At 72.7% G+C, this 23,349-nt stretch carries 24 protein-coding genes and 1 riboswitch; of the genes, 16 read left to right on the top strand and 8 right to left on the bottom strand.

Annotated features, from left to right (window positions below; all coding sequences use genetic code 11):
• A partial coding sequence (locus tag BOSE127_RS17320) for a hypothetical protein (RefSeq protein WP_442873452.1) occupies window positions 1-234 on the bottom strand: 234 nt, incomplete at its 3' end.
• Between the two features lie 113 nt (window positions 235-347).
• Between BOSE127_RS17320 and BOSE127_RS05825 the strand changes: the two genes are divergently transcribed.
• A complete protein-coding gene (locus BOSE127_RS05825; RefSeq protein WP_140447930.1) occupies window positions 348-1,316 on the top strand; it encodes an aldo/keto reductase in 969 nt (322 codons plus the stop codon).
• Window positions 1,317-1,488: 172 nt separating this feature from the next.
• Here the strand turns inward: BOSE127_RS05825 and BOSE127_RS05820 are convergent, their stop codons facing one another.
• Window positions 1,489-2,124 (bottom strand): NADPH-dependent F420 reductase, encoded by a 636-nt coding sequence (locus BOSE127_RS05820; RefSeq protein WP_017886582.1) that lies wholly within the window; start codon window positions 2,122-2,124, stop codon window positions 1,489-1,491.
• Window positions 2,125-2,201: 77 nt separating this feature from the next.
• Here BOSE127_RS05820 and BOSE127_RS05815 point away from each other — a divergent pair, with 77 nt between their 5' ends.
• The 4 genes from BOSE127_RS05815 to BOSE127_RS05800 all read left to right on the top strand — a co-directional run bounded on the left by BOSE127_RS05815 (window position 2,202) and on the right by BOSE127_RS05800 (window position 4,042).
• Window positions 2,202-2,498, top strand: coding sequence for a GNAT family N-acetyltransferase (locus tag BOSE127_RS05815; protein ID WP_140447931.1), 297 nt, complete (start codon window positions 2,202-2,204; stop codon window positions 2,496-2,498).
• A gap of 22 nt (window positions 2,499-2,520) precedes the next feature.
• Window positions 2,521-2,982 carry a VOC family protein gene (locus tag BOSE127_RS05810; RefSeq protein WP_159556513.1) on the top strand — a complete coding sequence of 154 codons (462 nt, stop codon included), beginning with the start codon at window positions 2,521-2,523 and terminating at the stop codon, window positions 2,980-2,982.
• Between the two features lie 83 nt (window positions 2,983-3,065).
• On the top strand, window positions 3,066-3,536 hold the full coding sequence (locus BOSE127_RS05805) for a MarR family winged helix-turn-helix transcriptional regulator (RefSeq protein ID WP_017886585.1): 471 nt from the start codon (window positions 3,066-3,068) through the stop codon (window positions 3,534-3,536).
• The gene (locus BOSE127_RS05800; protein WP_071251594.1) at window positions 3,533-4,042 is read left to right on the top strand and encodes a metallophosphoesterase family protein; all 510 of its coding nucleotides are present in this window, start codon (window positions 3,533-3,535) and stop codon (window positions 4,040-4,042) included. Before BOSE127_RS05805 ends, BOSE127_RS05800 begins: the two co-directional genes overlap by 4 nt.
• A gap of 59 nt (window positions 4,043-4,101) precedes the next feature.
• On the opposite strand, the gene thiD is transcribed toward BOSE127_RS05800, so the two are convergent.
• From thiD to thiM, 3 genes are all read right to left on the bottom strand, one after another.
• Window positions 4,102-5,595, bottom strand: coding sequence for a bifunctional hydroxymethylpyrimidine kinase/phosphomethylpyrimidine kinase (gene thiD, locus BOSE127_RS05795; protein WP_071251595.1), 1,494 nt, complete (start codon window positions 5,593-5,595; stop codon window positions 4,102-4,104).
• On the bottom strand, window positions 5,592-6,338 hold the full coding sequence (gene thiE, locus BOSE127_RS05790) for a thiamine phosphate synthase (protein ID WP_017886588.1): 747 nt from the start codon (window positions 6,336-6,338) through the stop codon (window positions 5,592-5,594). Before thiE ends, thiD begins: the two co-directional genes overlap by 4 nt.
• Window positions 6,335-7,201 carry a hydroxyethylthiazole kinase gene (gene thiM, locus BOSE127_RS05785; RefSeq protein ID WP_051067371.1) on the bottom strand — a complete coding sequence of 289 codons (867 nt, stop codon included), beginning with the start codon at window positions 7,199-7,201 and terminating at the stop codon, window positions 6,335-6,337. The genes thiE and thiM overlap by 4 nt, the downstream gene beginning before the upstream one ends.
• A riboswitch (TPP riboswitch) is annotated at window positions 7,190-7,285 on the bottom strand. Its footprint overlaps the gene before it by 12 nt.
• A gap of 68 nt (window positions 7,286-7,353) precedes the next feature.
• Between thiM and BOSE127_RS05780 the strand changes: the two genes are divergently transcribed.
• The 4 genes from BOSE127_RS05780 to BOSE127_RS05765 all read left to right on the top strand — a co-directional run bounded on the left by BOSE127_RS05780 (window position 7,354) and on the right by BOSE127_RS05765 (window position 10,707).
• On the top strand, window positions 7,354-8,340 hold the full coding sequence (locus BOSE127_RS05780) for an NUDIX domain-containing protein (RefSeq protein ID WP_159556511.1): 987 nt from the start codon (window positions 7,354-7,356) through the stop codon (window positions 8,338-8,340).
• Between the two features lie 118 nt (window positions 8,341-8,458).
• Window positions 8,459-9,205 (top strand): phosphotransferase enzyme family protein, encoded by a 747-nt coding sequence (locus tag BOSE127_RS05775; protein WP_159556509.1) that lies wholly within the window; start codon window positions 8,459-8,461, stop codon window positions 9,203-9,205.
• Window positions 9,206-9,324: 119 nt separating this feature from the next.
• The gene (locus BOSE127_RS05770; RefSeq protein ID WP_159556507.1) at window positions 9,325-10,263 is read left to right on the top strand and encodes a J domain-containing protein; all 939 of its coding nucleotides are present in this window, start codon (window positions 9,325-9,327) and stop codon (window positions 10,261-10,263) included.
• A 66-nt stretch (window positions 10,264-10,329) separates the two neighbouring features.
• Window positions 10,330-10,707, top strand: coding sequence for a hypothetical protein (locus BOSE127_RS05765; RefSeq protein ID WP_201300434.1), 378 nt, complete (start codon window positions 10,330-10,332; stop codon window positions 10,705-10,707).
• Here the strand turns inward: BOSE127_RS05765 and BOSE127_RS05760 are convergent.
• Complete coding sequence (locus tag BOSE127_RS05760; RefSeq protein WP_017886594.1) at window positions 10,701-11,063, bottom strand: RNA-binding S4 domain-containing protein; 363 nt, start codon at window positions 11,061-11,063, stop codon at window positions 10,701-10,703. The two genes, BOSE127_RS05765 and BOSE127_RS05760, sit on opposite strands and share 7 nt — an antisense overlap.
• A 33-nt stretch (window positions 11,064-11,096) precedes the next feature.
• Here BOSE127_RS05760 and BOSE127_RS05755 point away from each other — a divergent pair, with 33 nt between their 5' ends.
• The gene (locus BOSE127_RS05755) at window positions 11,097-12,509 is read left to right on the top strand and encodes a hypothetical protein (protein ID WP_201300433.1); all 1,413 of its coding nucleotides are present in this window, start codon (window positions 11,097-11,099) and stop codon (window positions 12,507-12,509) included.
• Between the two features lie 19 nt (window positions 12,510-12,528).
• Here BOSE127_RS05755 and BOSE127_RS05750 read toward each other — a convergent pair whose 3' ends face one another.
• Window positions 12,529-14,022 (bottom strand): trypsin-like peptidase domain-containing protein, encoded by a 1,494-nt coding sequence (locus tag BOSE127_RS05750; protein ID WP_236559510.1) that lies wholly within the window; start codon window positions 14,020-14,022, stop codon window positions 12,529-12,531.
• A gap of 159 nt (window positions 14,023-14,181) precedes the next feature.
• On the opposite strand from BOSE127_RS05750, the gene BOSE127_RS05745 reads away from it, so the two are divergent.
• The 5 genes from BOSE127_RS05745 to BOSE127_RS05725 all read left to right on the top strand — a co-directional run bounded on the left by BOSE127_RS05745 (window position 14,182) and on the right by BOSE127_RS05725 (window position 18,321).
• Window positions 14,182-15,216: a FecCD family ABC transporter permease gene (locus tag BOSE127_RS05745; protein ID WP_042537355.1), complete on the top strand. Its 1,035-nt coding sequence runs from the start codon at window positions 14,182-14,184 to the stop codon at window positions 15,214-15,216.
• On the top strand, window positions 15,213-16,211 hold the full coding sequence (locus tag BOSE127_RS05740) for a FecCD family ABC transporter permease (RefSeq protein ID WP_017886599.1): 999 nt from the start codon (window positions 15,213-15,215) through the stop codon (window positions 16,209-16,211). The genes BOSE127_RS05745 and BOSE127_RS05740 overlap by 4 nt, the downstream gene beginning before the upstream one ends.
• 181 nt (window positions 16,212-16,392) lie before the next feature.
• Complete coding sequence (locus BOSE127_RS05735) at window positions 16,393-16,872, top strand: FHA domain-containing protein (protein ID WP_042537353.1); 480 nt, start codon at window positions 16,393-16,395, stop codon at window positions 16,870-16,872.
• Window positions 16,872-17,576 (top strand): transcriptional regulator FtsR, encoded by a 705-nt coding sequence (gene ftsR / locus BOSE127_RS05730; protein WP_017886601.1) that lies wholly within the window; start codon window positions 16,872-16,874, stop codon window positions 17,574-17,576. Before BOSE127_RS05735 ends, ftsR begins: the two co-directional genes overlap by 1 nt.
• Before the next feature lie 184 nt (window positions 17,577-17,760).
• The gene (locus tag BOSE127_RS05725) at window positions 17,761-18,321 is read left to right on the top strand and encodes a MerR family transcriptional regulator (RefSeq protein ID WP_027465231.1); all 561 of its coding nucleotides are present in this window, start codon (window positions 17,761-17,763) and stop codon (window positions 18,319-18,321) included.
• 743 nt (window positions 18,322-19,064) lie between these two features.
• Here BOSE127_RS05725 and BOSE127_RS05720 read toward each other — a convergent pair.
• Entirely contained in the window at window positions 19,065-19,877 is an 813-nt protein-coding gene (locus BOSE127_RS05720) for a ParA family protein (protein WP_027465232.1), read from the bottom strand.
• Between the two features lie 60 nt (window positions 19,878-19,937).
• On the opposite strand from BOSE127_RS05720, the gene BOSE127_RS05715 reads away from it, so the two are divergent.
• Window positions 19,938-23,348: a pyruvate carboxylase gene (locus BOSE127_RS05715; protein ID WP_071251042.1), complete on the top strand. Its 3,411-nt coding sequence runs from the start codon at window positions 19,938-19,940 to the stop codon at window positions 23,346-23,348.
• The last annotated feature ends 1 nt before the right edge of the window (window position 23,349 follow it).

The following is a 23,349-nucleotide window of genomic DNA, read 5'->3' as shown; positions in this document are numbered from 1 at the left end:
GCTGGTGGGCGAAGCGTCGGGGCGTCCGGGAGCCGATCGGGCCGACCCGGTGACCGTGGTCGGTCGGACCGGCGCCGCGTGGGCGGCGCGCGACGAGGCGGGGGTGGGGCGGGCCTCCCGGCCGGAGGCGTTCACGTGGCCGGCGGCGGCGACCCGCTCGGGGGCGACCTCGTCGACGGGCGGCGCGGTCACCCAGGCCGGGACGGGCCGACCGGGACGGTCCGATTCGGGCATGCGATGCGCTGCCACTGCGGCGCTCCTCTCCGTCGACTGATCCGTGCTCAGTCGTAGCGGCAACCGCTGCGGGGGTCGCAGCCCCGGTTCGGGGTCGCCGGTACGTTCGGGGCATGACCGGAATCGAACACCGTCCACTGGGCCCCTCCGGGCTCGTCGTCTCCACCGTCGGCCTCGGCTGCAACAACTTCGGGCGGCGGGGCACCGCGTCCGAGTCGCAGGAAGGCACCGACGCCGTCGTGTCCGCGGCCCTCGACGCCGGGGTGACGCTCTTCGACACCGCCGACATCTACGGCGGCGTGCCGGGCATGTCCGAGGAGATGCTCGGACGCTCGATCCGCGGTCGGCGCGACGAGATCGTCCTCGCCACGAAGTTCGGCATGGACATGCAGGGCGCGAACGGTCCGGACTGGGGCGTCCGCGGATCCCGCCGGTACGTGCGGCTCGCCGTCGAGTCGTCGCTCCGGCGCCTCGGGACGGACTGGATCGACCTGTACCAGATGCACCGGCCCGACGACGTGACGCCGATCGAGGAGACCCTGTCGGTCCTCGACGACCTGGTCCGCGAGGGCAAGATCCGGTACGTCGGCCACTCGAACTTCGCGGGGTGGCAGATCGCCGAGGCGGAGCTCACGGCGTCGATCGCCGGTACCACGGCGTTCGTGTCCGCGCAGAACGAGTACAGCCCGCTCGCCCGGGCTGCCGAGGCCGAGGTCCTGCCGGCCGTGCGGGCGTACGCGCTCGGGTTCCTGCCGTTCTTCCCGCTGTACAACGGGCTGCTCACCGGCAAGTACACGAAGGCGGGCGGCCCGGCCGACGGGCGGCTGACGACCTCGAAGCCGCAGCTGCTCGAGGCCGCACCGTGGGAGGTCCTCGACGACTACCAGCGGTTCTGCGACGACCGTGGCGTCACGATGCTGCAGGCGACGTTCGCGTGGCTCCTGGCGCAGCCGGGGCTGTCGAGCGTCATCGCGGGGGCGACGAAGCCGGAGCAGATCACGCAGAACGTCGAGGCGGGGACCACCTGGACGCCGACCGAGGACGACATCGCCGACATGACGACGATCTTCGACCGGGCCTGAGCGGGCGCGGTCGGGTCGCGCTGGGTGTTTCGCGCTGGGTACCTAGCGCTGGGTGTTTCGCGCTGAGCGACCGCTCACGGGCGGTGGGGCCCGTGGGGTGTCGCTCAGCGCGAAACGGCGGCTGCGCGGCGGCGGTGGTGATGCTGCTGCGCCGAGCCGTGGAACAGCGGGACTAGCGGGTGGCGGCGGCCAGGGCGTCGCGCATCTCGGCGACGGTCAGCCGCGGGCCGTAGCCGGGGGTGTCCCGCTGGATGCGCCAGCCCTCGGCGAGGGGCCCGGCGTCGACGACGTCGAAGCCGAACGCGTCGATGAGTTCGGTGACGGTCTGCTTGGCGGTGTCGTCGTCGCCGGCGATGACGAGGGCACGGCGGTCCGGGGTGCCGGCGGGCGTCGCGTGGCCGGTCAGGTCGTCGGCGGCGATGTGGTTGAACGCCTTGACGACCAGGGCACCGGGCAGGTGGTCCTGCAGCATCTCCGCGGTGGTGGTGGACTGGTCGTCGAGTGCGGGGATGTGGCCGTCGCGCTCCCAGTAGTAGTTGTTCGTGTCGATGACGACCTTGCCGTCCAGGGGTTCGACGGGGATCGTCTCGATCGCGGCGAGGGGGACCGTCACGACGACGATCTCGCCCGCTGCAGCTGCTTCGTCGCGGGTCGCCGCGCGTGCCGAGTCGCCGAGTTCCGTGACCAGGTCGGTCAGGGTCTCCGGGCCGCGGGAGTTCGCGATGACGACCTGGTGGCCGTTCCGTACCGCGAGTCGTGCGAGCTGGGATCCGATGTTGCCGGCGCCGATGATTCCGATGGTTGTCATGTGTCCGGGCAACGTCTGCCGGACGCCGCCCATTCCCCTGACGGCACGACGCGCCCGCTCGGAGCATGATGGCGGGCATGGACCACGAGTTCCGCGACGAGACCGATCAGGACCGCTACGCGATGTACGTCGGCGGCGAGCTCGTGAGCGTGCTCGACTACCGGGTGAACGATGACGCCGTGGCGTTCCCGCACACGTACACGGTCCCGAAGCACCGCGGCCGCGGCTACGCGGCGCAGCTCGTCGAGTACGCGGTCGCCGACGTCGAGTCGACGACCACGAAGCGCATCGTCCCGATGTGCTGGTTCGTCGGCAAGTGGTTCGACGACCACCCTGAGAAGGCCGAACTGCTCAGCCGCAGCGCCGCGGACTGAGCACCGAACGAAGGGGCTCCCCGTGCCCGCCATCACACCGTTCCTGTGGTACGACGACCAGGCCGAACAAGCCGCCGAGTACTACGTCGGACTGTTCCCCGACAGCCGCGTCGACAGCGTCAGCCGGATGCCGGACGGCCGCGCCCTCGTCGTCGAGTTCACCCTGCTCGGCACCCCGTACCGCGCGATGAACGGCGGTCCCGGCCACCCGCACACCGACGCGGTCTCGTTCCAGGTCGACGTGGACACCCAGGACGAGCTCGACCGCCTGTGGGACGCCCTGCTCGCCGACGGCGGGAGCCCGATGGCGTGCGGATGGCTCACCGACCGCTGGGGTCTGGCGTGGCAGGTGACCCCGTCGATGCTGGGGGAGGTGATGAGCGGATCGGGTGACCCCGATGCCAACGCCCGGGTCTTCGAGGCCATGATGCAGATGGTCAAGCTGGACATCCCGGCGCTGCAGGCCGCGGCCGCCGGTCACTGACCGCACTTCAGGCCGACCCGCCGGTATGGTGACCGGACGAGAAGACCGCCGGCCGGCGCCGGCACCGACAGGCTGGAGCCACCATGGACCACCCGAGCTCCAAGGTCCGGAACAGCGACATCAGCCGGGCGTACACCGAACTCGCCCGCATCACCCGTCGGGCGAGCATCCGGGCCCGGGGCTCGGACCAGGTGCTGAGCGTCGTCGACCAGTCCCTCGTCGACTTCGTGGTGCAGCACCCGGGTTGCATGGCCATCGACATCGCCCGGTACCTGCGGCTGAACCGTTCGACGATCTCGCGGCAGCTGTCCGGGCTCCTGGCGACCGGGCTGGTGCGGACGACCGACGGTGGCAGCGGCAACGCGAAGCCCCTCGAGGTGACCGACGCCGGCCGCGCGGCGCTCGAGCGGTCCGTGCAGCTGCACCGCGACGCGCTCGACGAACGGCTCGCCGACTGGTCGGACGACGACATCGCGCTCCTCGCCGGGCTGCTGGAGCGCCTCGGTGCCGCGGACGAGGCCGGGCTCCCGATGCCGGCACCCACCGAGCCGTGACGACGTCGTTCGTCCTGCTGTCCGACACCCACCTGCCGAAGCGCGCGAAGGACCTGCCGTCCGGGTTGTGGGACGACATCGACGCCGCCGACCTGGTGGTGCACGCGGGGGACTGGATCGACCTCGCCACCCTCGACGCCGTGCAGGCGCGGTCCCGACGGTTCGAGGGTGTGCGGGGCAACAACGACGGCCCGGAGTTCGACGACCGCCTGCCGCTCGTCGCCCGCTTCGGGGTCGAGGACCTGCGGTTCGCCCTGGTGCACGAGACCGGCGCGTCGACCGGCCGGGAACGCCGGATGGACGCCGAGTACCCCGACACCGACGTGCTCGTCTTCGGCCATTCGCACATCCCGTGGGACACCGTGGCGCCGTCGGGGATGCGCCTGCTGAACCCGGGCTCGCCGACCGACCGCCGTCGCCAGCCCGACCACACGTGGATGCGCGGCACGGTCAGCGGTGCCGTGCTGTCCGTCGAGCTGGTGCGGCTGCCCCCGGTTGCCCGCTAGTCCCACCCGAGACCCGGCCCCGAGGCGTGTCCTCGGGGAAGTCGCCCGAGGACCGTCCGTCAGCGCGAGACCCAGGCGTCGTGTGCGGCCGTCGGCATCCGGAAGAAGGCGAGCTCCCATGCTGTCGACCGCCGGAACGCCCGCGCCATCCGCCCCCGCTCGTCGGGCGTCGCCGCACGGGCGAGTTCCTCGACGAGCCGGGTCGCCTCGGCGCTCGACGCCGCGAACCCCGGGTCCCCGTACGCCGTGATCCAGTCGGCGAAGGCGTGCCCGTCCTGCGCGACGCCGAGCTGCGAGCCGACCCAGGCGTAGACCCGGAAGCACGGCAGCACCGCGGCGGCCAGCACCGCCTGAGAGCCGGCGTCGGCGGCCTCCTGCAGGTGCGCGAGGTACCCGGCGCACGTGGGGTGCACGGGATCGTCGGCGTGCGAGCCGGCCAGCCGACGGTGGTGCAGGTCGCGCGCCTCGTCGGCACACCCCTGCGCAGCCGCTGCCCAGAACGCAGCAGCACCGGCAGCAGTAGCACCGACCCCGAGCGCCGCCAGGTGCCGTTCGTACGCCCGCAGGTAGTGGACGTCCTGCGCCAGGTACCCGGCGAACACCTCCGGCTCGAGCGTCCCGTCCCGGAGCCCCACCAGGAACGCGCAGTCGATCGTCTCCTGCAGCACCGTCGCCGCGTCCGCCCACCACACGTCCGTGTACGACAGCGCCGGCAGGGCGGCTCGAGTCAGCGCGCCGTGGTCGATCGGACCGTTGCCGCTGCCCACCGACAGGGCGTCGGCTCCGCGGAGCGCCGCCGTCAGCCACTCCTTCGCCACCCCGAGCGCGAGTTCCCAGTCGCCGTGCCGCGCGGCGAGCGTCGCGATCGCACTGGACAGCGAGCACCCGGTGCCGTGCGTGTTCGTCGTCGCGACCCGGGGACCCGTGAACACCCGCACGGTGCCGTCCGGCGCCACGAGCACGTCGTCCGACGTCGGTCCCTCGTCGTGGCCCCCCTTCGCCAGCACGAGGACGTCCCACCGCGCCGCCACGGCACGCGCGGCATCCAGCGACGACGCCGACGAAGCCGCCGACGAAGCCGCACCAGGACCAGCCGCACCGGACCCGGCCAGCTCCGCCAGCACCGCCAGCTCGGCCCGGTTCGGGGTCACCAGGTCGGCGAGCGCGAACAGCGCCCCCATGGCTGCGGCCGCGTCCTCGTCGAGCAGCCGGTCCCCGCTCGTCGCCACCATCACCGGGTCGACGACGACCACCGGCGGCCGGTGCTCCCGCAGCCAGTCCGTCACGACCCGCACGACGTCGACGGTGCCGAGCATCCCGATCTTCACCGCGTCGACCACCACGTCGTCCGACACCGCGTCGAGCTGCTCCCGCAGGAACCCGACGTCCGGCACGTGCACCGACCGCACCCCGTGCGTGTTCTGCGCGACGAGCGCCGTCACGACGCCCATGCCGTACCCGTCGTGTGCGGCGATCGCCTTGAGGTCCGCCTGCATCCCGGCCCCGCCCGTCGGGTCGGTCCCGGCGATGCTCAGCACCCGCGGGACGCTCATGCGTCCGCCCCGCGCCGCGTGAAGACCGGGAGGACCGGTGCACCTTCTGCGAGCCGCCCCGCCTCCGCCCCGTGGCCGGTTCCAGGGCCCCAGGCGGCCACGTACGCCGCCGCCGCGGACCCCGGGTCGGCCGCGGCGCAGATGCCCGACACGATCGCGACGCCCGCGGCACCGGCTGCCCGGAGCGGCACGACGTCGTCGAGGGTCACCCCACCGATCGCCACGCACGGCACGTCGGTCGCGGCGGCCAGCCGGGCGAACCCGTCGTGGCCGAGGGCCGGCGGGTGGTCGGCCTTCGTCGCCGTGGGGTGCACGACCCCGACACCGAGCAGGTCGACGGTGCCGCGGGGGAGCCGCTCGACGACGGCCAGGTGCGCGAGCGTGTTCGCCGTGAGGCCCACGTGGGCGTCCGCTCCGAGCAGGGCGCGGGCGACGGTCACGGGGACGTCGGACTGGCCGAGGTGCACGCCCGCGACCCGGTGTCCGGCGTGCCGAGCGGCGAGGGCCACGTCGAGCCGGTCGTCGACGACCACGGTCGCACGGTCCCCGACGGCGTCTGCGACCGCGGCGGTGAGCGCCAACAGGTCACGCGCCGAGGCGTCCTTGTCCCGCACCTGCACGATCCGGACCCCGGCGTGCACGGCAGCGCGGACGACCCCGAGCACCCCGATGCCGTGCCGGTCGGCCAGCGCGCCGTCGGTCACCAGGTAGACGCCGAACCCCGCAGGGTGCGACGCGCTCATGCCGACACCGCCCGGGTGTCGGCCTCGGGCATCGTCTCGACCGTGATCCGCGCCTCGCGGACGACGTCCTCCGGGGTCAGCGACGCCAACCGGTCGAGGAACAGCGGTTGGAACGTCCCCGGCCCACCCGCGTCCCGTGCTGCGAGCTCCGCAGCGACGGTGTGCACGGCCGTGGCGGCGACGGCAGCGGCGCCCGCGTCCTCCGGCGCGACCGACGTGAACGCGGCGACGACCGCGCCGAGCGCACACCCACCACCGGTGATCCGCGTCAACAGGTCGGTGCCGTTCGCGACACGCACCACACCGATGCCCGGCGCGACCAGCAGGTCGACCGCACCCGACACCGCCACCGCGGCCACGAGCCTCCCGTCCGCAGCAGCGACGGACGCGACCCGGGCGTCCTCCGTGCCCACGGTGCTGTCGACCCCGCGGCCACCGGCCGAGTCACCGAGCAGGGCGAGCACCTCGGAGGCGTTGCCCCGCAGCACCGTCGGGCGCAGCGCGAGCAGGTCACGCGCCAGGGCCGTCCGCACCGGCAGCGAGCCGACGGCCACCGGGTCGAGCACCCACGGGGTGCCGGCGTCACGGGCCGCGTGCACGGCCTCGAGCGCAGCGACCCGCGGTTCGGCGTGCGGGGTGCCGGTGTTCACCAGCAGGGCGTCGGCGACCCGCGCGAACGGCCCGGCCTCAGTCGCCACGTCCACCATCGCGGGCGAGGCCCCGAGCGCGAGCAACACGTTCGCCGTGACGTTCTGCACGACGGTGTTCGTGATGCACTGCACCAGCGGGGCCCGGGCACGCACGGCCTCGAGCAGTTCGGCGGTTCGGTGGGCCCAATCAGGGGAGGGCGCAACGGTTTCCATGGACGATCCCTTCGCGAGTACGAGCTCGAGCAGGTTCGACGGGTGTGATCTCAGCCGCTGGATGCGGCACCCCGTGTCTCGAGCGACACCGTACACGACCCCCGGTGACCACTTCGAGGCCCGCTCCGGGCACGGTGTGCCAGGGTTGGACCGTGCCAGATGCAACGCCACCCGGGCCCCCAACCGGCCCCCGCGACCCCGGTGACGCCTGGGCGGTCGGCCCCGACGGCACGAAGGCGTGGGGACGCTTCGGCGCCGCCGGCCTGCTCGTCGATGACGGCGCCGGACGCGTGCTCCTGCAGCACCGCGTCGAGTGGAGCCACCACGGCGGCACCTGGGGCATCCCCGGCGGCGCACGCCACCAGGGCGAAGCCGCCGTGACCGCAGCCCTCCGCGAGTCCGCCGAAGAAGCCGGCGTCCCCGACGACGCGATCGCCCTGCGCCACACCGCACTGCTCGACCTGGGGTTCTTGACCTACACGACCGTCGTGGCACGCGCCTCCCGGCCCTTCGAACCCGTCATCGCCGACCGCGAGAGCCTCGCACTGTCCTGGATCCCGATCGACCAGGTCGACGACCTGACCCTGCACCCCGGCTTCGGCAGGTCGTGGCCGGCGCTCCGCGCCACCGTCGCGACCACCCCGCACGTCGTCGTCGACGCGGCGAACGTCGTCGGCAGCGTGCCCGACGGCTGGTGGAAGGACCGAGCCGGTGCCGCGTCACGGCTGCTGGCACAGGTGTCGGCGCTCGCCGCGGGCGGGGTGTCCGCGACCTTGCTCGACCTGCCGTTCGCACGGTGGTGGCCCCGGTGGACCGTGGTGCTCGAGGGCGAGGCCCGTGCCGCTGGTTCCGCGGAGCCCGCGGACCCAGACCACGGCACCGGCGCCGCCACCGGCACCGCCACCGGCACTGCCACCGGCCTTGGCACGGCCACCGGCACCGGCGCCGCCACCGGTGCTGTCGACGTCGTCCGTGCCCCTGCCTCCGGCGACGACGCGATCGTCGAGTCCGCCCGGGCAGCGGTCCGGGCCGGTGACGGGCCGGTCGTCGTCGTGACGGCCGACCGCGAGCTCCGTGACCGCGTCGAGGCCCTCGGCGCGACCGTCCACGGGCCGTCCTGGTTGCGCGACCAGCTCTGAGGCCAGCTCGGCCGCGGGGACCGACGCGCCGTGTTCCGGATGTCGACGGAGCGCCCGTCGCTCGCTTGCCGGTACGCTGGCCCTCCGTCAACGGAGACGCAACAGCAGGAGGTTCCCCTTGGAGCGCATCACCAGGGCCGACGACCGAGTCCACCGCCCCGCAGGGCCGTGGACACCCACGGTGCACCGGCTGCTCGCCCACCTGCACGAGCAGGGGTTCGTCGCTGCCCCGGAACCGATCGCCCTCGGTGACACCCTCGAGACGGTCTCGTTCGTCCCCGGCGTCGCGGGGGAGTACCCCTGGACAGAAGACATCGCCAGCGAGGCCGCCCTCGTCACCAGCGCCCGCCTGCTCCGCCAGTTCCACGACGCCGCCGCCAGCTTCCCGCGCAGCGCCGAGGACGACCTCTGGTCCCAAGCCGACCGAGCCCCGGTCGAGACGATCGTGCACGGCGACTTCGCCCCGTACAACTGCGTCTACGACGGCATCGCCGCCGTCGGCCTGATCGACTTCGACACCGCGCACCCCGGCCCCCGCGTCTGGGACGTCGCGAGTGCCGTCTACCGGTTCGCACCGTTCACCACCGGCACGGTCGAGGGCTCGACCACCCCCGACCTCGACGAGCGGCTCGCTCGGGCCGCGGAGTTCTGCCGCGCCTACGCCCTCGACGACCGCTCCCGCGGAGTCCTCGCCGAGACGATGATCGCTTCCCTGGTCGCCCTCGTCACGACGATCGAGCACGAAGCCGCGGCCGGCAACCCGAAGTTCGTCAGCGACCTGCAGCACGGCCACGCCGACCTGTACCGCGCCGACGTCGCCTACCTGGAGCAGCACGCAGCAGCCATCACCGCCGCCGTCGCGTGACCACCGGCACGGCCGATCCGCCGCTGGCGCGTTGGTGCAGGACCAGCGGCACGGGCCCAGACCGTACCCAGCAACCATGCGGCGGACTCCGACACTGCCTCCGGTAATGTCGCAGGGCCATGACGGACAGCCCGGCCGACGCCACCCCCTACGAAGTCCTCGGCGTCCCCGCGACGGCTGACGACGAAGCGCTCCGCCGCGCCTACCGGCGGGCGGCCCGCGAGACGCACCCCGACCTCGGCGGCGACGCCCAGCGCTTCCGCCAGGTCCAGCTCGCATGGGAGCGCATCGGCACGCCGGCGGCCCGGCGCGCGTACGACATCGGGTCCCACGCGTACGGCGCGTCCGGTCCGTCCGGGGCGACCGCCGGCAGGGGTGACACCGGTCGCGACGCCTACGCGCCCCCGGCAGCGCGTCGCGACACACGCCCCCGGGCCCGGTCCCACGGACACCCCGGCGGTCGGTCACGCGAGGTCTTCCTGCAGGCCGAGCGCGAGTGGGTCGGTCTCGGCGACCCCATCGAGGACCCGTACGACCCCACCCTCATCCGCTCCGCGCCCCGCCACATCCGGCGGCTGCTCGCCGAGGCCCTGGCCGAAGAGGCGACCGCCCTGATCGTCTCCGACATGGGGATCGGCGTCACGGTGTGGCACGACCTCGACGCCGGGGCCGAGGGCAAGCTCGACCACGCCGTCCTGACCCCGAGCGGACTCTGGGCCGTCGAGTCCATCGACTGGGGTGCGCCGGTCCACGTCGAGCACGGCGAGATCGTCGGCGAGACGCTCGCACCGGGGGAGCGACCCGTCAAGGAACTCGTCCGCGCCGCCCGTGCCGTGCAGAAGCAGACCCGGGTGCGGTTCTCCGGCCGGCTGCTCGTCGTGCCGGACACCGCCGTCACCGAGGACGTGCAGCTCGTCGGCTCCCCGAAGAAGCCCACGGCGCTCGTCGTCCGCCGGAGCGCGCTGCCCCAGGTGCTGAACGGCGTCTGGTCGCCGGCCGGTTCGGTCGACGTGTTCGAGATCCGCGACCGTCTGCAGCAGACCGTCCGCTTCGTCTGACCCCCGACCGCTGGCCCGGACCCCGGGTTCCGACCGTCACCGTCCGACGCGTCGTACGATCACGGCATGCGCGAAGAGGTCGTCGTCGTGGTCGGCGGGTGGGAGCACGACTGCTGCGGGCCCGCGTACGAACGGGAGACCACGGCGGCCTTCTCCGCGTACGGCAGGACGCCGCGGTTCGCCGAGTCCCGGCACCACGACGACCCGTTCGGGATCACGGAGTTCCGGGGCCGGGTGGCCGACCTGTTCGTCATCGCCGAGGACGGCACCCGCATCCCCGTCCACCGCGTCCCGTCCGGTCGTGCGCTGGGCGGATCGGACCCGGACGACGACGGGCACCTCGAGGCTCCGTGGACCGGAGAACGGATCGAGGTCGAGTCCGCCACGTTCGAGATCGTGGTCGATGTCCACGTGCCCGGGTCCGGGTCCGGGAAGCGTCAGTAGCCGCGGAGCTTCTCGAGGTCGCGGCGCTCCCGCTTGCTCGGCCGTCCGGCACCGCGCTCCCGCATCGGGACGAACCCGGCCTCTTCCTTCGACAGCCGCGGCGGGGTCTTGTCCTCGAAGTGCTTCGCTGCCTCGGGGGCGCTCGTGCGCTTCAGGATGATGCCCGTCACCATGACGATCCGGTCGAAGCCGTTCTGCCGCACCCGCACCTCGTCGCCGGGACCGATCGGCTGCGCCGGCTTCGCGCGTTCCCCGTTCACCCGGACGTGACCGGCCTTGCACGCGGCGGTCGCGGCCGACCGGGTCTTCGTGATCCGGACGGCCCAGATCCAACTGTCGACCCGGGCCTTCTCCATGCCGACACTCTAGGCGGCCCGTACCCTGGGGCGGTGCAGGCGGACGAACAGGCGGCCATCGCGCGGGCCCGTGCGCTCGGAGTGCTCCGCGACGCCGCCATCGGGGACCGCCTGGTGGTCCGCGCACACCACGGGGACGGCGCGCAGGACGCGCTCGGGGACCTGGTGACCCGGACGTCCGACGCCGTGACGATCTCGACCCGCCGGGGCCCGGTCGAGGTCCGGCTCGTCGACGTCGTCGCCGCGAAGCCCGTCCCGCCGCCCCCACCCCCGACATACGCTCATCCCATGGCAGTCCCCGTCCCGCTCGGCACCGAGGACCGCACCGCCCGCCTCACCCTCCGCCGCCCGGACTCCTGGCGCCGCGAGGACGCAGCCCAGGCGGACCTGCGCGTCACCGGCGACGACGTCGTCCTCACCGTCCGATCCCGTCCCAGCGACCGCGCGATCGGCGACGAGAACACCGGTCTGCTCGCACGGCTGCCCGGCTCCGTCGAGGGGCTGCTGCTCGTCGGCTGCGACCCCTGGACGGCCGCAGGTGCCCCGGCTCGGCTCGTGGAGTACGTCCGGCCCGACGAACACGGCGACGTCGCCGGCACCCACCTGCTCTTCGTCACCGGCCGGCACCGCGTCGACCTGACGATCGAACGCCCGCTCGCCCGGCTGCTCGAGACCGATGACCTGGTGCTCGCAGTCCTCGAGAGCGTCCGCGCCACCGAGACGGTCCCGGTCCGCCCCGAGCGTGACCTCGAACACCTGCCGGCCCCCGCCCCGGCACCGTCGCTCGACGGCCCCCGGCTCAGCGCGAACGCGATCGGCACCCTGCGGAGCCTCGCCGGACGCCGGTGGAACCCGACGCTCCTCCGCACCGCCGCGGGCCGCGAACTCATCGAAGCGGGCCTCGTCGGCCGGCTCGGCACCCTGCCGGAGTCGACCCAGACCCTCCTCGAGCCCTGGCAGGGCGATGCCCAGCCGGTCACGTTGGAACAGCACCTGCCCGACGGGGGCGAGTCGCGCCTCCAGGCCTGGTCGCAGACCGTCGTCGACGGGACCGACGCGGCGGGCGCCGTGGTCGCCTCCGTCACGCCGGACCGGGCCGTCGCGCTGCTGGCCGGGAGGCTCGGCATCGGTCCGACGTGGACCTTCCCGTTCCGCACGGGGTCGCTCCCAGGGCACCTGCTCGGCCGCAAGCTGGCCGGCGGTCCGGACGTGCCGGACCTGCCGGAGGCCCTGGCCGAGGCCGACCCGCGCCTCGCGCGGTTCTGGGCCGCGCCGTGGACGGTCTCGTACCTGCGTCGACCGGGCAAGCCGAAACCGGTCACGATCGTGCGGGCCGAGGGACACGGGTTCGCGCGCGTGGGGACGACGAAGGCCGGGGAGACCGCCTTCCGGACGGACTCCCCGGCGAACGTGTACCGGTCGGTGGTGCGGGCGCTGCTGGGCTGAGCGCGCCCGGGTTCTGCCGCTACGCGGCGGGGCCGGCGGTCAGGGTGATCGTGACCGTCTTCGCGGTGCCGGCGCTGTCGGTGTACCGGACGCTGACCTTGTCGCCCACCGAGTGCGACTGCACGACCTTGGTCAGCTGGTCCGAGCTCGTGACCGCGGTGCCGTCGATGCTCGTGATCGTGTCACCCGCACCGAGGCCGGCGCTGGCGGCACCGGAGCCCTCGACCGTGCCGGCGACCGGGACGCCGCCCGTGGTGGTGGCGGTGTTGCTGACCTCGACGCCGAGGAACGCGGGCAGCCCGATGGTGATCGTGCTCGACGACTCCCCGGCGAGGATCTTCTGGGCGATCGTCTTCGCGGTGCTGATCGGGATGGCGTAGCCGGTGACGTCGGCCGTGCCCGAGGACGCTGCCGTGGCCATGCCGACGACCTCGCCCTCGCTGTCCAGGACCGGTCCGCCGGAGTCACCGGAGACGATGTCCGCCGAGATCTCGATCAGGCCGGTCAGGGACTCGGTGCCGGTGCCGGACTCGCTCTGCACCTGGATGTCCTGGTTGGTCGCCGTGACGGTGCCCTCGGCGGAGACGAGGTTGCCGGTGCCCTCGGCGTTGCCGACGTCCTTCACGGTGTCACCGGTGCTCGGCTCGCCGTCGTCGTCGAGCGTGACCGTGGACAGCCCGGAGGCGTTCTCGAGCTTCAGCACGGCGACGTCGTTCGTGGCGTCGGCCCCGACCACGTCGGCCTTGTACTGCTTGCCGGTGGTCTCGTCGGTGACGGTGATGCTCGTCGCGCCCTGGATCACGTGGTTGTTCGTCAGGATCGTGCCGTCGGAGGTCAGGACCATGCCGGTGCCGGCCGCCTGTGACGACTCGTCGTAGTTCAGGACGGTGTTGATGGTCACGACGCCCTTCTTGTCGGCGGCCGTCGCCGCAGTGGCGGGGGACTGCGTGCTCGTCCCACTGCCGTCGCTGCTGCCGTCGGTGCCGCTGCCGCTGCCGTCGCCGGGCACCGTGAAGCCGTTCGTGCCGTCGCTGCTGCTGCCGGTACCGGTGCCGGGCAGCGTGGTGGTGCCCTGCGACTGGCTCGACGTGGTGGTGGTGCCCTGCGAGGACAGTCCGAGTGCGGTGCCGCCCGCAGCGCCGACGATCGCGAGGGCAGCGATGCCGGAGCCGATCATCAGCCCGAGCCGGCGGGGGCGCTTCGTCAGACCGGGGTGGTTCGCGGCACCGTAGTGGTTCGCGGTCGCCGCCGAGGAGGCCCAGGCGTGGTTCGCGCCGGCGAGGGCGGGGCTGCCGATCAGGTAGGGGCCGCGGCCGTCGGGCGTGTAGGCGTAGGGGCCGGTGCCGTCCGGGCCGTACAGGTACGGGCCGGATCCGTCGAACGCGTACGCCGGGCGCAGGGAAGCCGGGTCGGCGTGCGGTGCCTCCCAGTGCATCCCGGGAGCCTGCTGCTGCGCGGCGGGGGTGCCGTTCTCGTCGTGGTCGGCGGCGGCGGGGTTCGGGGTCTCGTTCATCGGTGCTCTCCGGTCGTCCCTCGACGGCCCGGTCGGGCGTCGATGGAGACCAGTACAGAGGGCTTCCCCATGACGAGCCTATGAACGAACCCTGCGCACGCTCCGGGCTTGCTCGGGGGACGCCGAACAGGGCTCCGGCGTTAGGGTGGCCTTACCTCCATGCCTCCGTCGACGTCCCCGCCCCCGGCTCCCAGCTCCGTCCCCCGACTCGTCGGTGCGACCGTGCTGGCGGTCGTCGTCCTCGCCGTGGCGTGTGCCCTGTCGATCGCGTACGGCTCACGGCCGATCCCGCTCGGGACCGTCCTCGACACGGTGCTGCACCCCGGCAGGAACGACGAGATCGGGCTGATCGTCCTCGGCAACCGCGTGCCGCGCACCGTCGTCGGTCTGCTCGCCGGAGCAGCACTCGGCGTGGCCGGGGCGGTCATGCAGGGCGTGACCCGGAACCCGCTCGCCGACCCCAGCGTCCTCGGCATCAACTCCGGCGCCACCCTGGCCGTCGTCGCCGGGATCGCGCTCTTCGGCGTGAGCGGGACGGCCGCGTACCTGCCCTTCGCGTTCGTCGGGGCCGCCCTCGCGGCCCTGCTCGTCTACGGGATCGCGGCCGTCGCCCGGCGCGGGCTCTCTCCCGTCGGGCTCGCCCTCGCCGGAGCCGTCGTCGCCGCTGCCCTGTCGTCGGTCACCACCGCGGTGCTCGTGACCGACCAGAGCCTGCTCGACCAGCTGCGGTTCTGGCAGGTCGGAGCCCTCGCCGGCAAGGACCTCGGCACGGCTGGGGTCATCACGGCACCGGTGCTCGTCGGGCTGGTGATCGCGTTCGGCCTCGGTCGGTCGCTCAACACCCTGGCGCTCGGGGACGAGCTCGCTGCGTCGCTCGGGCAGCGGGTCGTGCTCGTCCGAGCCGTGGGTGGTCTGGTCGCCGTCCTGCTGGCCGGGTCCGCGGTGGCCGCCGCCGGGCCGATCGCGTTCGTCGGCCTCGCCGTGCCGCACGCGGTCCGTCGCCTGAGCGGCCCGGACCACCGGTGGACCATCCTGCTGTCGGCGATCGTCGCCCCCGCACTCCTGCTCGTGGCGGACGTCATCGGCCGCGTCGTCGCGTACCCGGGGGAGCTGCAGGTCGGCATCGTCACGGCACTCATCGGGGCGCCGGTGTTCATCGCGCTCGTGCGGTCGAGGGCGGTGCGGGGACTGTGAAGCCGCTGTTCCGTTCCGTCGGGCTGCGCCGTGAGGTCGCGGTGCTCGTCGCCGTGGTGGTGGTCATCTCGGTGCTCGTCCTGATCGGGCTCGGCGCGGGGTCGATCCCGCTCACGCCCGGTCAGGTGCTGGCCAGCCTGTTCGGCCAGGGGGACCGCATCTCGGACTTCGTGATCGGGCAGCTCCGCGGCCCCAGGGTGCTCGGCGCGGTCCTCGTCGGCGCCAGCCTCGGTGTCGCCGGCGCGATCGTGCAGAGCGTCGTGCGGAACCCCATCGCGAGTCCCGACGTCATCGGGATCACCTCCGGGGCCAGCGCCGCCGGGCTCACCGCCATCGTGCTGTTCGGCGCGAGCGGCGGCACGCTGTTCTCGGTCGTGCTCGTCGGCGCCGTGGTGGTCGCGATCGCCATCGCCGGGCTCGCTTGGCGGAGGGGGATCACCGGGAACCGGGTCGTCCTCGTCGGCATCGGTGTCGCGGCGATCTGCCTGAGCATCACCGGGTGGATGCTCACGAGCGGCACCGTCACCCAGGCCGGAACCGCACTGCTGTGGCTCTCCGGCAGCCTGAACGCCGTCGACCGTGACCTGGTCGGGGTGCTCGGTGTCGCGTTCGTCGTGCTCGGCGTGCTCGCACTGCTGCAGTCCGCTCGGCTGCAGGTGCTGAGCCTCGGGGACGAGGTCGCCGCCGCCCTGGGGCTCCGACCGGACCGCGCGAAGGTGCTCCTGCTCCTCACCGCCGTGTGCCTGACCGCCGCAGCCGTCGCCACCGCGGGTCCGGTGTCGTTCGTGGCGCTGATGGCAGCCCCGATCGCTCGACGCCTGGTCGGCGGCGGTCGGGTCGCCCTCGCGCCGGCGGCAGCCGTCGGCGCCGCGATCACGCTCGGCAGCGACCTGCTCGCCCAGTTCGCGATCCCCGGCAACGCGCTGCCGGTGGGGGTCGTGACGGGTGTCGTGGGCGCGCCGTACCTGCTCTGGTTGCTCGCGCGGGGGCGTTGACGCGGGTCGTGCTGGTTCGTTGACGCTGGTCGAGCTGGTTCGTTGACGTGGGTCATGCTGGTTCGCTGACGCCGGTCGTGCGTTCGCGCATCGCGGAAGACTCTCCACAGTCCCAGATCGGGGCTGCCGCTCGGGGCTTCGTTTCCGATACGCTGGTAGGCCAAGAGGAGGAGGTCCACCGATGCCAGATCCAGTGGTCCCGCAGCCGGGCGGTCAGAAGTCCCCGGAACAGCGGCTGGTCGACACCACGCTGACCTTCAGCATGGACATGGGAGCGGCGCTCACCGCCGAGTCCGGTGTCTCGACCGAAGAACGTGAAGCCGTCAACGCCCTGCCCTCCGGGTCGGCGTTGCTCGTGGTCCGTCGTGGCCCCAACGTGGGTGCGCGGTTCCTCCTCGACTCCGACGTCACGACGGCCGGCCGCCACCCCGACGCCGGCATCTTCCTCGACGACGTCACCGTGTCGCGCAAGCACGCGCAGTTCCTGCGCCACGGCACGAGCTTCAGCGTCAAGGACAACGGTTCCCTGAACGGTACGTACTTCGACGGTGTCCGCATCGACGAAGCGCTGCTCACCGACGGGGCCGAAGTCCAGGTCGGCAAGTTCCGCCTGACGTTCTACGCATCTCGGGTCGACCTGGCGCGCCTGGCGAACGCGTAGTGGCCGCACGGTCCGCTGCGGCCCGGGCGGGGTCCGCGGCACCGGACCTGCTCACGATCGGGCAGGTCCTCGCTCGCCTCAAGCCCGAGTTCCCGGACCTGTCGAGCTCCAAGCTGCGGTTCCTCGAAGAGCGAGAGCTCGTCACCCCGATCCGCACGGCCAGCGGGTACCGCAAGTTCTCCGCCGCCGACCTCGAGCGTCTCCGGGTGATCCTCGGACTGCAGCGCGACCACTACCTGCCGCTCAAGGTCATCAAGGAGTACCTCGCCGACCTCGACGCCGGGCGCGAACCGGTCCTGCCCGGGGGCGGAGACGCGCCGAAGCCATCGATCCTCGGTCGTGAACGTCGGTACACCCGCGACGAGACCGTCCGCGCGGCCGGTGCCTCGCCGATGCTGCTGGCCGACGCGGTCTCGGCCTCGCTCCTGCCGCCCACCGACACCTACGGCGACGACGGCGTCTCCGTGTTGAAGGCCCTGGTCGAACTGCAGCGCACCGGCATCGAGCCGCGGCACCTCCGTACGCTCCGCAGTACTGCGGAGCGTGAGGTCGGTCTCATCGAGTCCGCCCTCATGCCGGTCTCCCGCCGGGGCGACGCCACCTCGCGCGCGAAGGCCACCGAGCTCGCCCGCGAGATCGCGGGACACCTCGAGATCATCCGGTCGAACCTCATCCGCCAGGCCATCGGTCGTCTCGACGCATGACGCCGTCCGGTGCTCCGACAGGGCTTGTGTGTCAGTGGTCGGGGCGTATCCTCGACACGCCGGACGCGCCGGGTCGGATGTCCCGCGCGGGAGCGGTCGGAGTCGCTACCGTGGACCTCGGAACAACTCTCAACCCGTCGTTGAAGCTTCGGGTGGGAGCTCGATCGTCGTGGAAGGCAAGCTCATGAGTGGGAACGACACCCCTGGCACCGAGTCTGATGTGACCCGGTACGACCTCGGGCTGCTCTTCACCGATGGTCTGCCCGAGCACGACGAGCAGAACGGCTACCGCGGCACCGTCGCCGCACGGGCAGCCGGCATCTCGTACCGACAGCTCGACTACTGGGCCCGCACCGAGCTCGTGCAGCCGACGATCCGCGGGGCCGCCGGCTCCGGTTCGCAGCGCCTGTACGGGTTCCGCGACATCCTGGTGCTCAAGCTCGTGAAGCGCCTGCTCGACACCGGTATCTCGTTGCAGCAGATCCGCACCGCCGTCAACCAGCTCCGTGAGTCCGGCGTCTCCGACCTGGCGCAGACCACGCTGATGTCCGACGGCGCCTCGGTGTACCTGTGCACCTCTGACGACGAGGTCATCGACCTCGTGTCCCGCGGCCAGGGCGTCTTCGGCATCGCGGTCGGCAAGGTCCTGCGCGAGGTCGAGAGCTCCCTGGTCGAGCTCGACGCCACCGCTGCGGCCGACCCCTCCGACGAGCTCGCCGCTCGTCGCGCTTCTCGCGCTTCCTGACCACCCGCGTTCGGGCCCTGTGGTCCCGAACCGTCGCGTGTGAGTCGCCGTGTGGTCACGAACTGTCGGCTGCGACGCTGCCGGCCGACGGTTGGTGACCGCTCGGAGGACGTGAGCGGGGTGGTGTGACCCCTGGGCGTGCCGGGGTCGGGCGTGTCCGCTGGGCGTGCCGGGGCCGGGCGTGTCCGCTGGTGTGAACCCTTGGCGTGCCGGGGCCGGGCGTGTCCGCTGGGGCGGGGGCGTGCCTCTAGGCCGTTGTGGCGTGGTCACGAACCGCCGTGTGCGCGGCACCGATTGGTCACGACCTGTCGCTTGCGCAGGCCTCGCCCGACGGTTGGTGACCAGTCGGTGGACGTGAGCGGGGTGTCGTGACCGCTGGGCGTGCCGGGGCCGGGCGTGTCTGCCGGGGCGGGGCGCGCCTCCAGGCCGTCGCGGCGTGGTCACGAACCGTCGTGTGCGGGTCGCCGACTGGTCACGAACTGTCGGCTGCGCGCGCCCGAGCCGACCGTTGGTGACCGCTCGGAGGACGTGAGCGGGGTGTTGTGACCGCTGGGCGTGCCGGGGTCGGGCGTGTCTGCCCGGGCGGGTCGCGCCTCCAGGCCGTCGCGGCGTGGTCACGAACCGTCGCGTGCGGGTCGCCGAGTGGTCACGAACTGTCGGCTGCGCGCGCCCGAGCCGACCCTTGGTGACCAGTCGGCGGACGTGAGCGGGGTGTTGTGACCCGTCGGCGTGCCGACTCCGACCTAGGCGGCGCCGCCCTCGGCGTACGGACCGATCTTGCCGGTGCGCATGATGCGCTCGAGAAGCTGGTCGAAGTTCTTCGCCATCTCCTGCGCGGACTCGCCGGGCCAGACGTGCAGCGGCTTCGCCGCACCCTGCGCCTGCTGCAGCGACGTGCGCTCCGGCAGCTGCGGGGAGAGCACGAGCGGACCGAACATGTCGCGGAGTTCCTTGATGCGGAACTGGTGCTCGAGCGACTGCACGCGGGCACGGTTCACGATGATGCCGAGGGGCTGCAGGCGGGGGGAGAGTCCGCGGCGGATCTCCTCGATGGCGCGCAGCGCACGGTCGGCGGCGGCGACGGAGAACAGGCCGGGCTCGGTGACGACGGTGACGCGGTCGGACGCGGCCCACGCGGTGCGGGTCAGGGCGTTCAGCGACGGCGCGCAGTCGATGAGGACGAGCTCGTAGTCCTGCTCGACGTTGGCCAGGGCCTCTTCGAGCTTCCAGATGTCGCGGATCGACGGGTGCGGCCCGTCGAAGTTGATGGCGGAGGGCGACCCGACCATGACGTCGATCTTGCCCTGCGACCCCTTCGTCCAGCCCGAGGGGGCGATCGCCTGACGGACGATCTTCTCCTTCGGGTTCTCGAGGACGTCGGCCACGTTGAGGTGGCCGGCGAGGTTGATGTCGAGGCCCGTCGAGACGTCGGACTGCGGGTCCAGATCCACCACCAGCGTGCGCAGTCCCTTGGCGAACGCGGCCGAGGTCAGGCCGAGCGTCACCGTCGTCTTGCCGACACCACCCTTGAGGGAGCTCACGCTGAGTACATGCACGTTGAGCAACGTTACCGCCACTAGGGTTGTCTCACCTCAACCCGGGCTGAAAGGGACGTCGTGTTCACGAAGATCCTCGTTGCGAACCGTGGCGAGATCGCCATCCGCGCGTTCCGTGCCGCCTACGAGTTGGGGGCCCGAACGGTCGCCGTCTACCCGTACGAAGACCGGAACTCCCTGCACCGTCTGAAGGCCGACGAGGCCTACCTGATCGGGGAGCGGGGCCACCCCGTCCGGGCGTACCTGGACGTCTCCGAGATCATCCGCGTCGCCCGCGAGTCGGGGGCCGACGCGATCTACCCGGGGTACGGGTTCCTGTCCGAGAACCCGGAGCTCGCCGCGGCAGCAGCGGCGAACGGCATCACCTTCATCGGTCCGGGCGAGCACGTGCTCGAGATGGCCGGCAACAAGGTCACCGCGAAGGAGCACGCGATCGCGGCCGGCGTCCCGGTCCTCGCGAGCACCCCGGCGAGCCGCGACATCGACGAGCTCATCGCCGGCGCGGACGCGATCGGGTTCCCGGTGTTCGCCAAGGCCGTCGCCGGCGGTGGTGGCCGTGGCATGCGCCGGGTGGAGACGAAGCCCGAGCTGCGCGACGCCCTCGAAGCCGCGATGCGCGAGGCCGACAGTGCGTTCGGCGACCCGACGATGTTCCTCGAGCAGGCCGTCATCCGTCCGCGCCACATCGAGGTGCAGATCCTCGCCGACGCGACCGGCACCGACGCCGGCACGATCCACCTGTTCGAGCGGGACTGCTCGGTGCAGCGGCGCAACCAGAAGGTCGTCGAGATCGCGCCGGCGCCGAACCTCGACCCCGCGATCGCGCAGGCACTGCACCGCGACGCCGTGGCCTTCGCCCGGTCGATCGGGTACGTCAACGCCGGCACCGTGGAGTTCCTGCTCGACACCGAAGGCGAACGCGTCGGCCAGCACGTCTTCATCGAGATGAACCCGCGCATCCAGGTCGAGCACACGGTCACCGAAGAGGTCACCGACGTCGACCTGGTGCAGTCGCAGATGCGCATCGCGGCGGGGGAGACCCTCGCCGACCTCGGCCTGTCGCAGGACGCCGTCCACGTGCACGGCGCGGCGCTGCAGACCCGCATCACGACCGAGGACCCGACGCAGGGCTTCCGACCGGACACCGGCCGGATCAGCACCTACCGCAGCCCCGGCGGCGCGGGCGTCCGGCTCGACGGCGGCACGGTCGCCACCGGCGCGCAGATCAGCCCGCACTTCGACTCGATGCTCGCGAAGATGACGTGCCGCGGCCGGGACTTCCCGGCGGCGGTGTCCCGGGCCAAGCGCGCCCTCGCCGAGTTCCGCATCCGCGGCGTCAGCACGAACATCCCGTTCCTGCAGGCCGTGCTCGAGGACCCGGACTTCGCCCGCGGCGACGTCTCGACGAAGTTCATCGAGGAACGCCCCCAGCTCTTCGGCGGCCACGTCTCGAAGGACCGCGGCACGAAGGTGCTCACCTGGCTCGCCGACGTCACGGTGAACAAGCCGAACGGTGAGCGGTCGCCGCTCGTCACCGACCCGGCCGACAAGCTCCCGGCCACCGACCTGACGACGCCGGTGCCCGAGGGACAGCGCGACCGCCTGCTGGCGATGGGCCCGGCCGAGTGGTCGAGGGCCCTCCGCGCCCAGACGGCCCTGGCGGTGACCGAGACGACGATGCGGGACGCCCACCAGTCGCTCCTGGCCACACGGGTCCGCACGAAGGACCTCGTCGCCGTCGCACCGCACGTGGCGCGGCTCACCCCGCAGCTGCTCAGCGTCGAGGCCTGGGGAGGTGCGACCTACGACGTCGCCCTCCGGTTCCTCGGGGAAGACCCCTGGGAGCGCCTGTCCTCGCTGCGCGAAGCGATGCCGAACATCCCGATCCAGATGCTGCTCCGTGGCCGCAACACGGTCGGGTACACGCCCTACCCGACCGAGGTCACCGACGCCTTCGTCGACGAGGCCGCTCGGTCCGGCGTCGACGTCTTCCGCGTGTTCGACGCGCTGAACGACGTCAGCCAGCTGCGTCCGGCGCTGGAGGCGGTGCTCGCGACCGGCACGGCGGTCGCCGAGGCGGCGCTCTGCTACACCGCCGACCTCCTCGACCCCGCCGAGGACCTCTACACGCTCGACTACTACCTCCGCCTGGCGGAGCAGATGGTCGAGGCCGGCGCGCACGTCATCGGCATCAAGGACATGGCCGGTCTCCTGCGTGCCGGTGCGGCCGAGAAGCTCGTCACCGCGCTGCGCGAGCGCTTCGACCAGCCCGTGCACGTGCACACCCACGACACCGCCGGCGGCCAGCTCGCGACCCTGCTCGCCGCCTCGCGCGCCGGGGCGGACGCCGTCGACGTGGCCGCAGCACCCATGGCCGGCACGACCAGCCAGCCGAGCATGTCCGCCCTGGTCGCCGCCCTGGCGCACACCGAGCGCGACACCGGTCTGTCCCTCGACGCCGTCGGTGACCTCGAGCCCTACTGGGAGTCGGTCCGTCGCGTGTACGCCCCGTTCGAGTCCGGGCTCGCCGGTCCGACCGGGCGTGTCTACAAGCACGAGATCCCCGGCGGTCAGCTGTCGAACCTCCGGCAGCAGGCGATCGCCCTCGGGCTCGGCGACCGGTTCGAGCAGGTCGAGGACTGGTACGCCGAGGCGAACCGGATCCTCGGGCGCCCGACCAAGGTCACGCCGTCGTCGAAGGTCGTCGGTGACCTCGCGCTGCAGCTCGCCGCCGTCGGTGCCGACCCGGTCGACTTCGAGCAGAACCCCGACAAGTACGACATCCCGGACTCCGTGGTCGGGTTCATGGCCGGCGAACTGGGCGACCTGCCCGGCGGCTGGCCGGAGCCGTTCCGCTCGAAGGTCCTGGCCGGGCGTGACGTCCGACTCGAGATCACCCCGGTGCCCGCGGACGAGCGTGCGCACCTCGAGACCCCCGGACCCGAGCGGCAGCAGGCACTCAACCGCCTGCTCTTCCCGCAGCCGACGCAGCAGTTCCAGCGCGTGCGGGAGCAGTACGGCGACCTGTCCGTCGTGCCGACCGTCGACTACCTGTACGGGCTGCGCCCGGGGCAGGAGCACAGCGTCCCGCTCGGCAAGGGCGTCGACCTGTTCGTCGGGCTCGAGGCGATCGGCGAGGTGGACGCCAAGGGCATCCGCACGGTCATGGCGACGATGAACGGGCAGCTCCGCCCGGTCGCCGTCCGCGACCGTTCGGTCGAGGTCGAGACGAAGGCGGCCGAGAAGGCCGATGCGTCCGACCCGAAGCACGTCGCCGCGCCGTTCTCCGGCGTGGTGACGCTCAAGGTCGCCGTCGGTGACGTCGTCGAGGCCGGTACGCCGGTGGCGAGCATCGAGGCGATGAAGATGGAAGCGGCCATCACGGCGCCCGTGTCGGGCACCGTCGGCCGACTCGCGATCCCGGTGACCCAGCAGGTGGACGCCGGCGACCTCCTGGTGGTGCTGCAGTAAA

Origin of the sequence: Curtobacterium sp. 8I-2, from assembly GCF_902506155.1 — a bacterium.
GTDB lineage: Bacteria > Actinomycetota > Actinomycetes > Actinomycetales > Microbacteriaceae > Curtobacterium > Curtobacterium poinsettiae.
The sequence above is the reverse complement of the archived record's forward strand: the minus strand, read 5'-3'. Positions and strand labels throughout refer to the sequence as shown.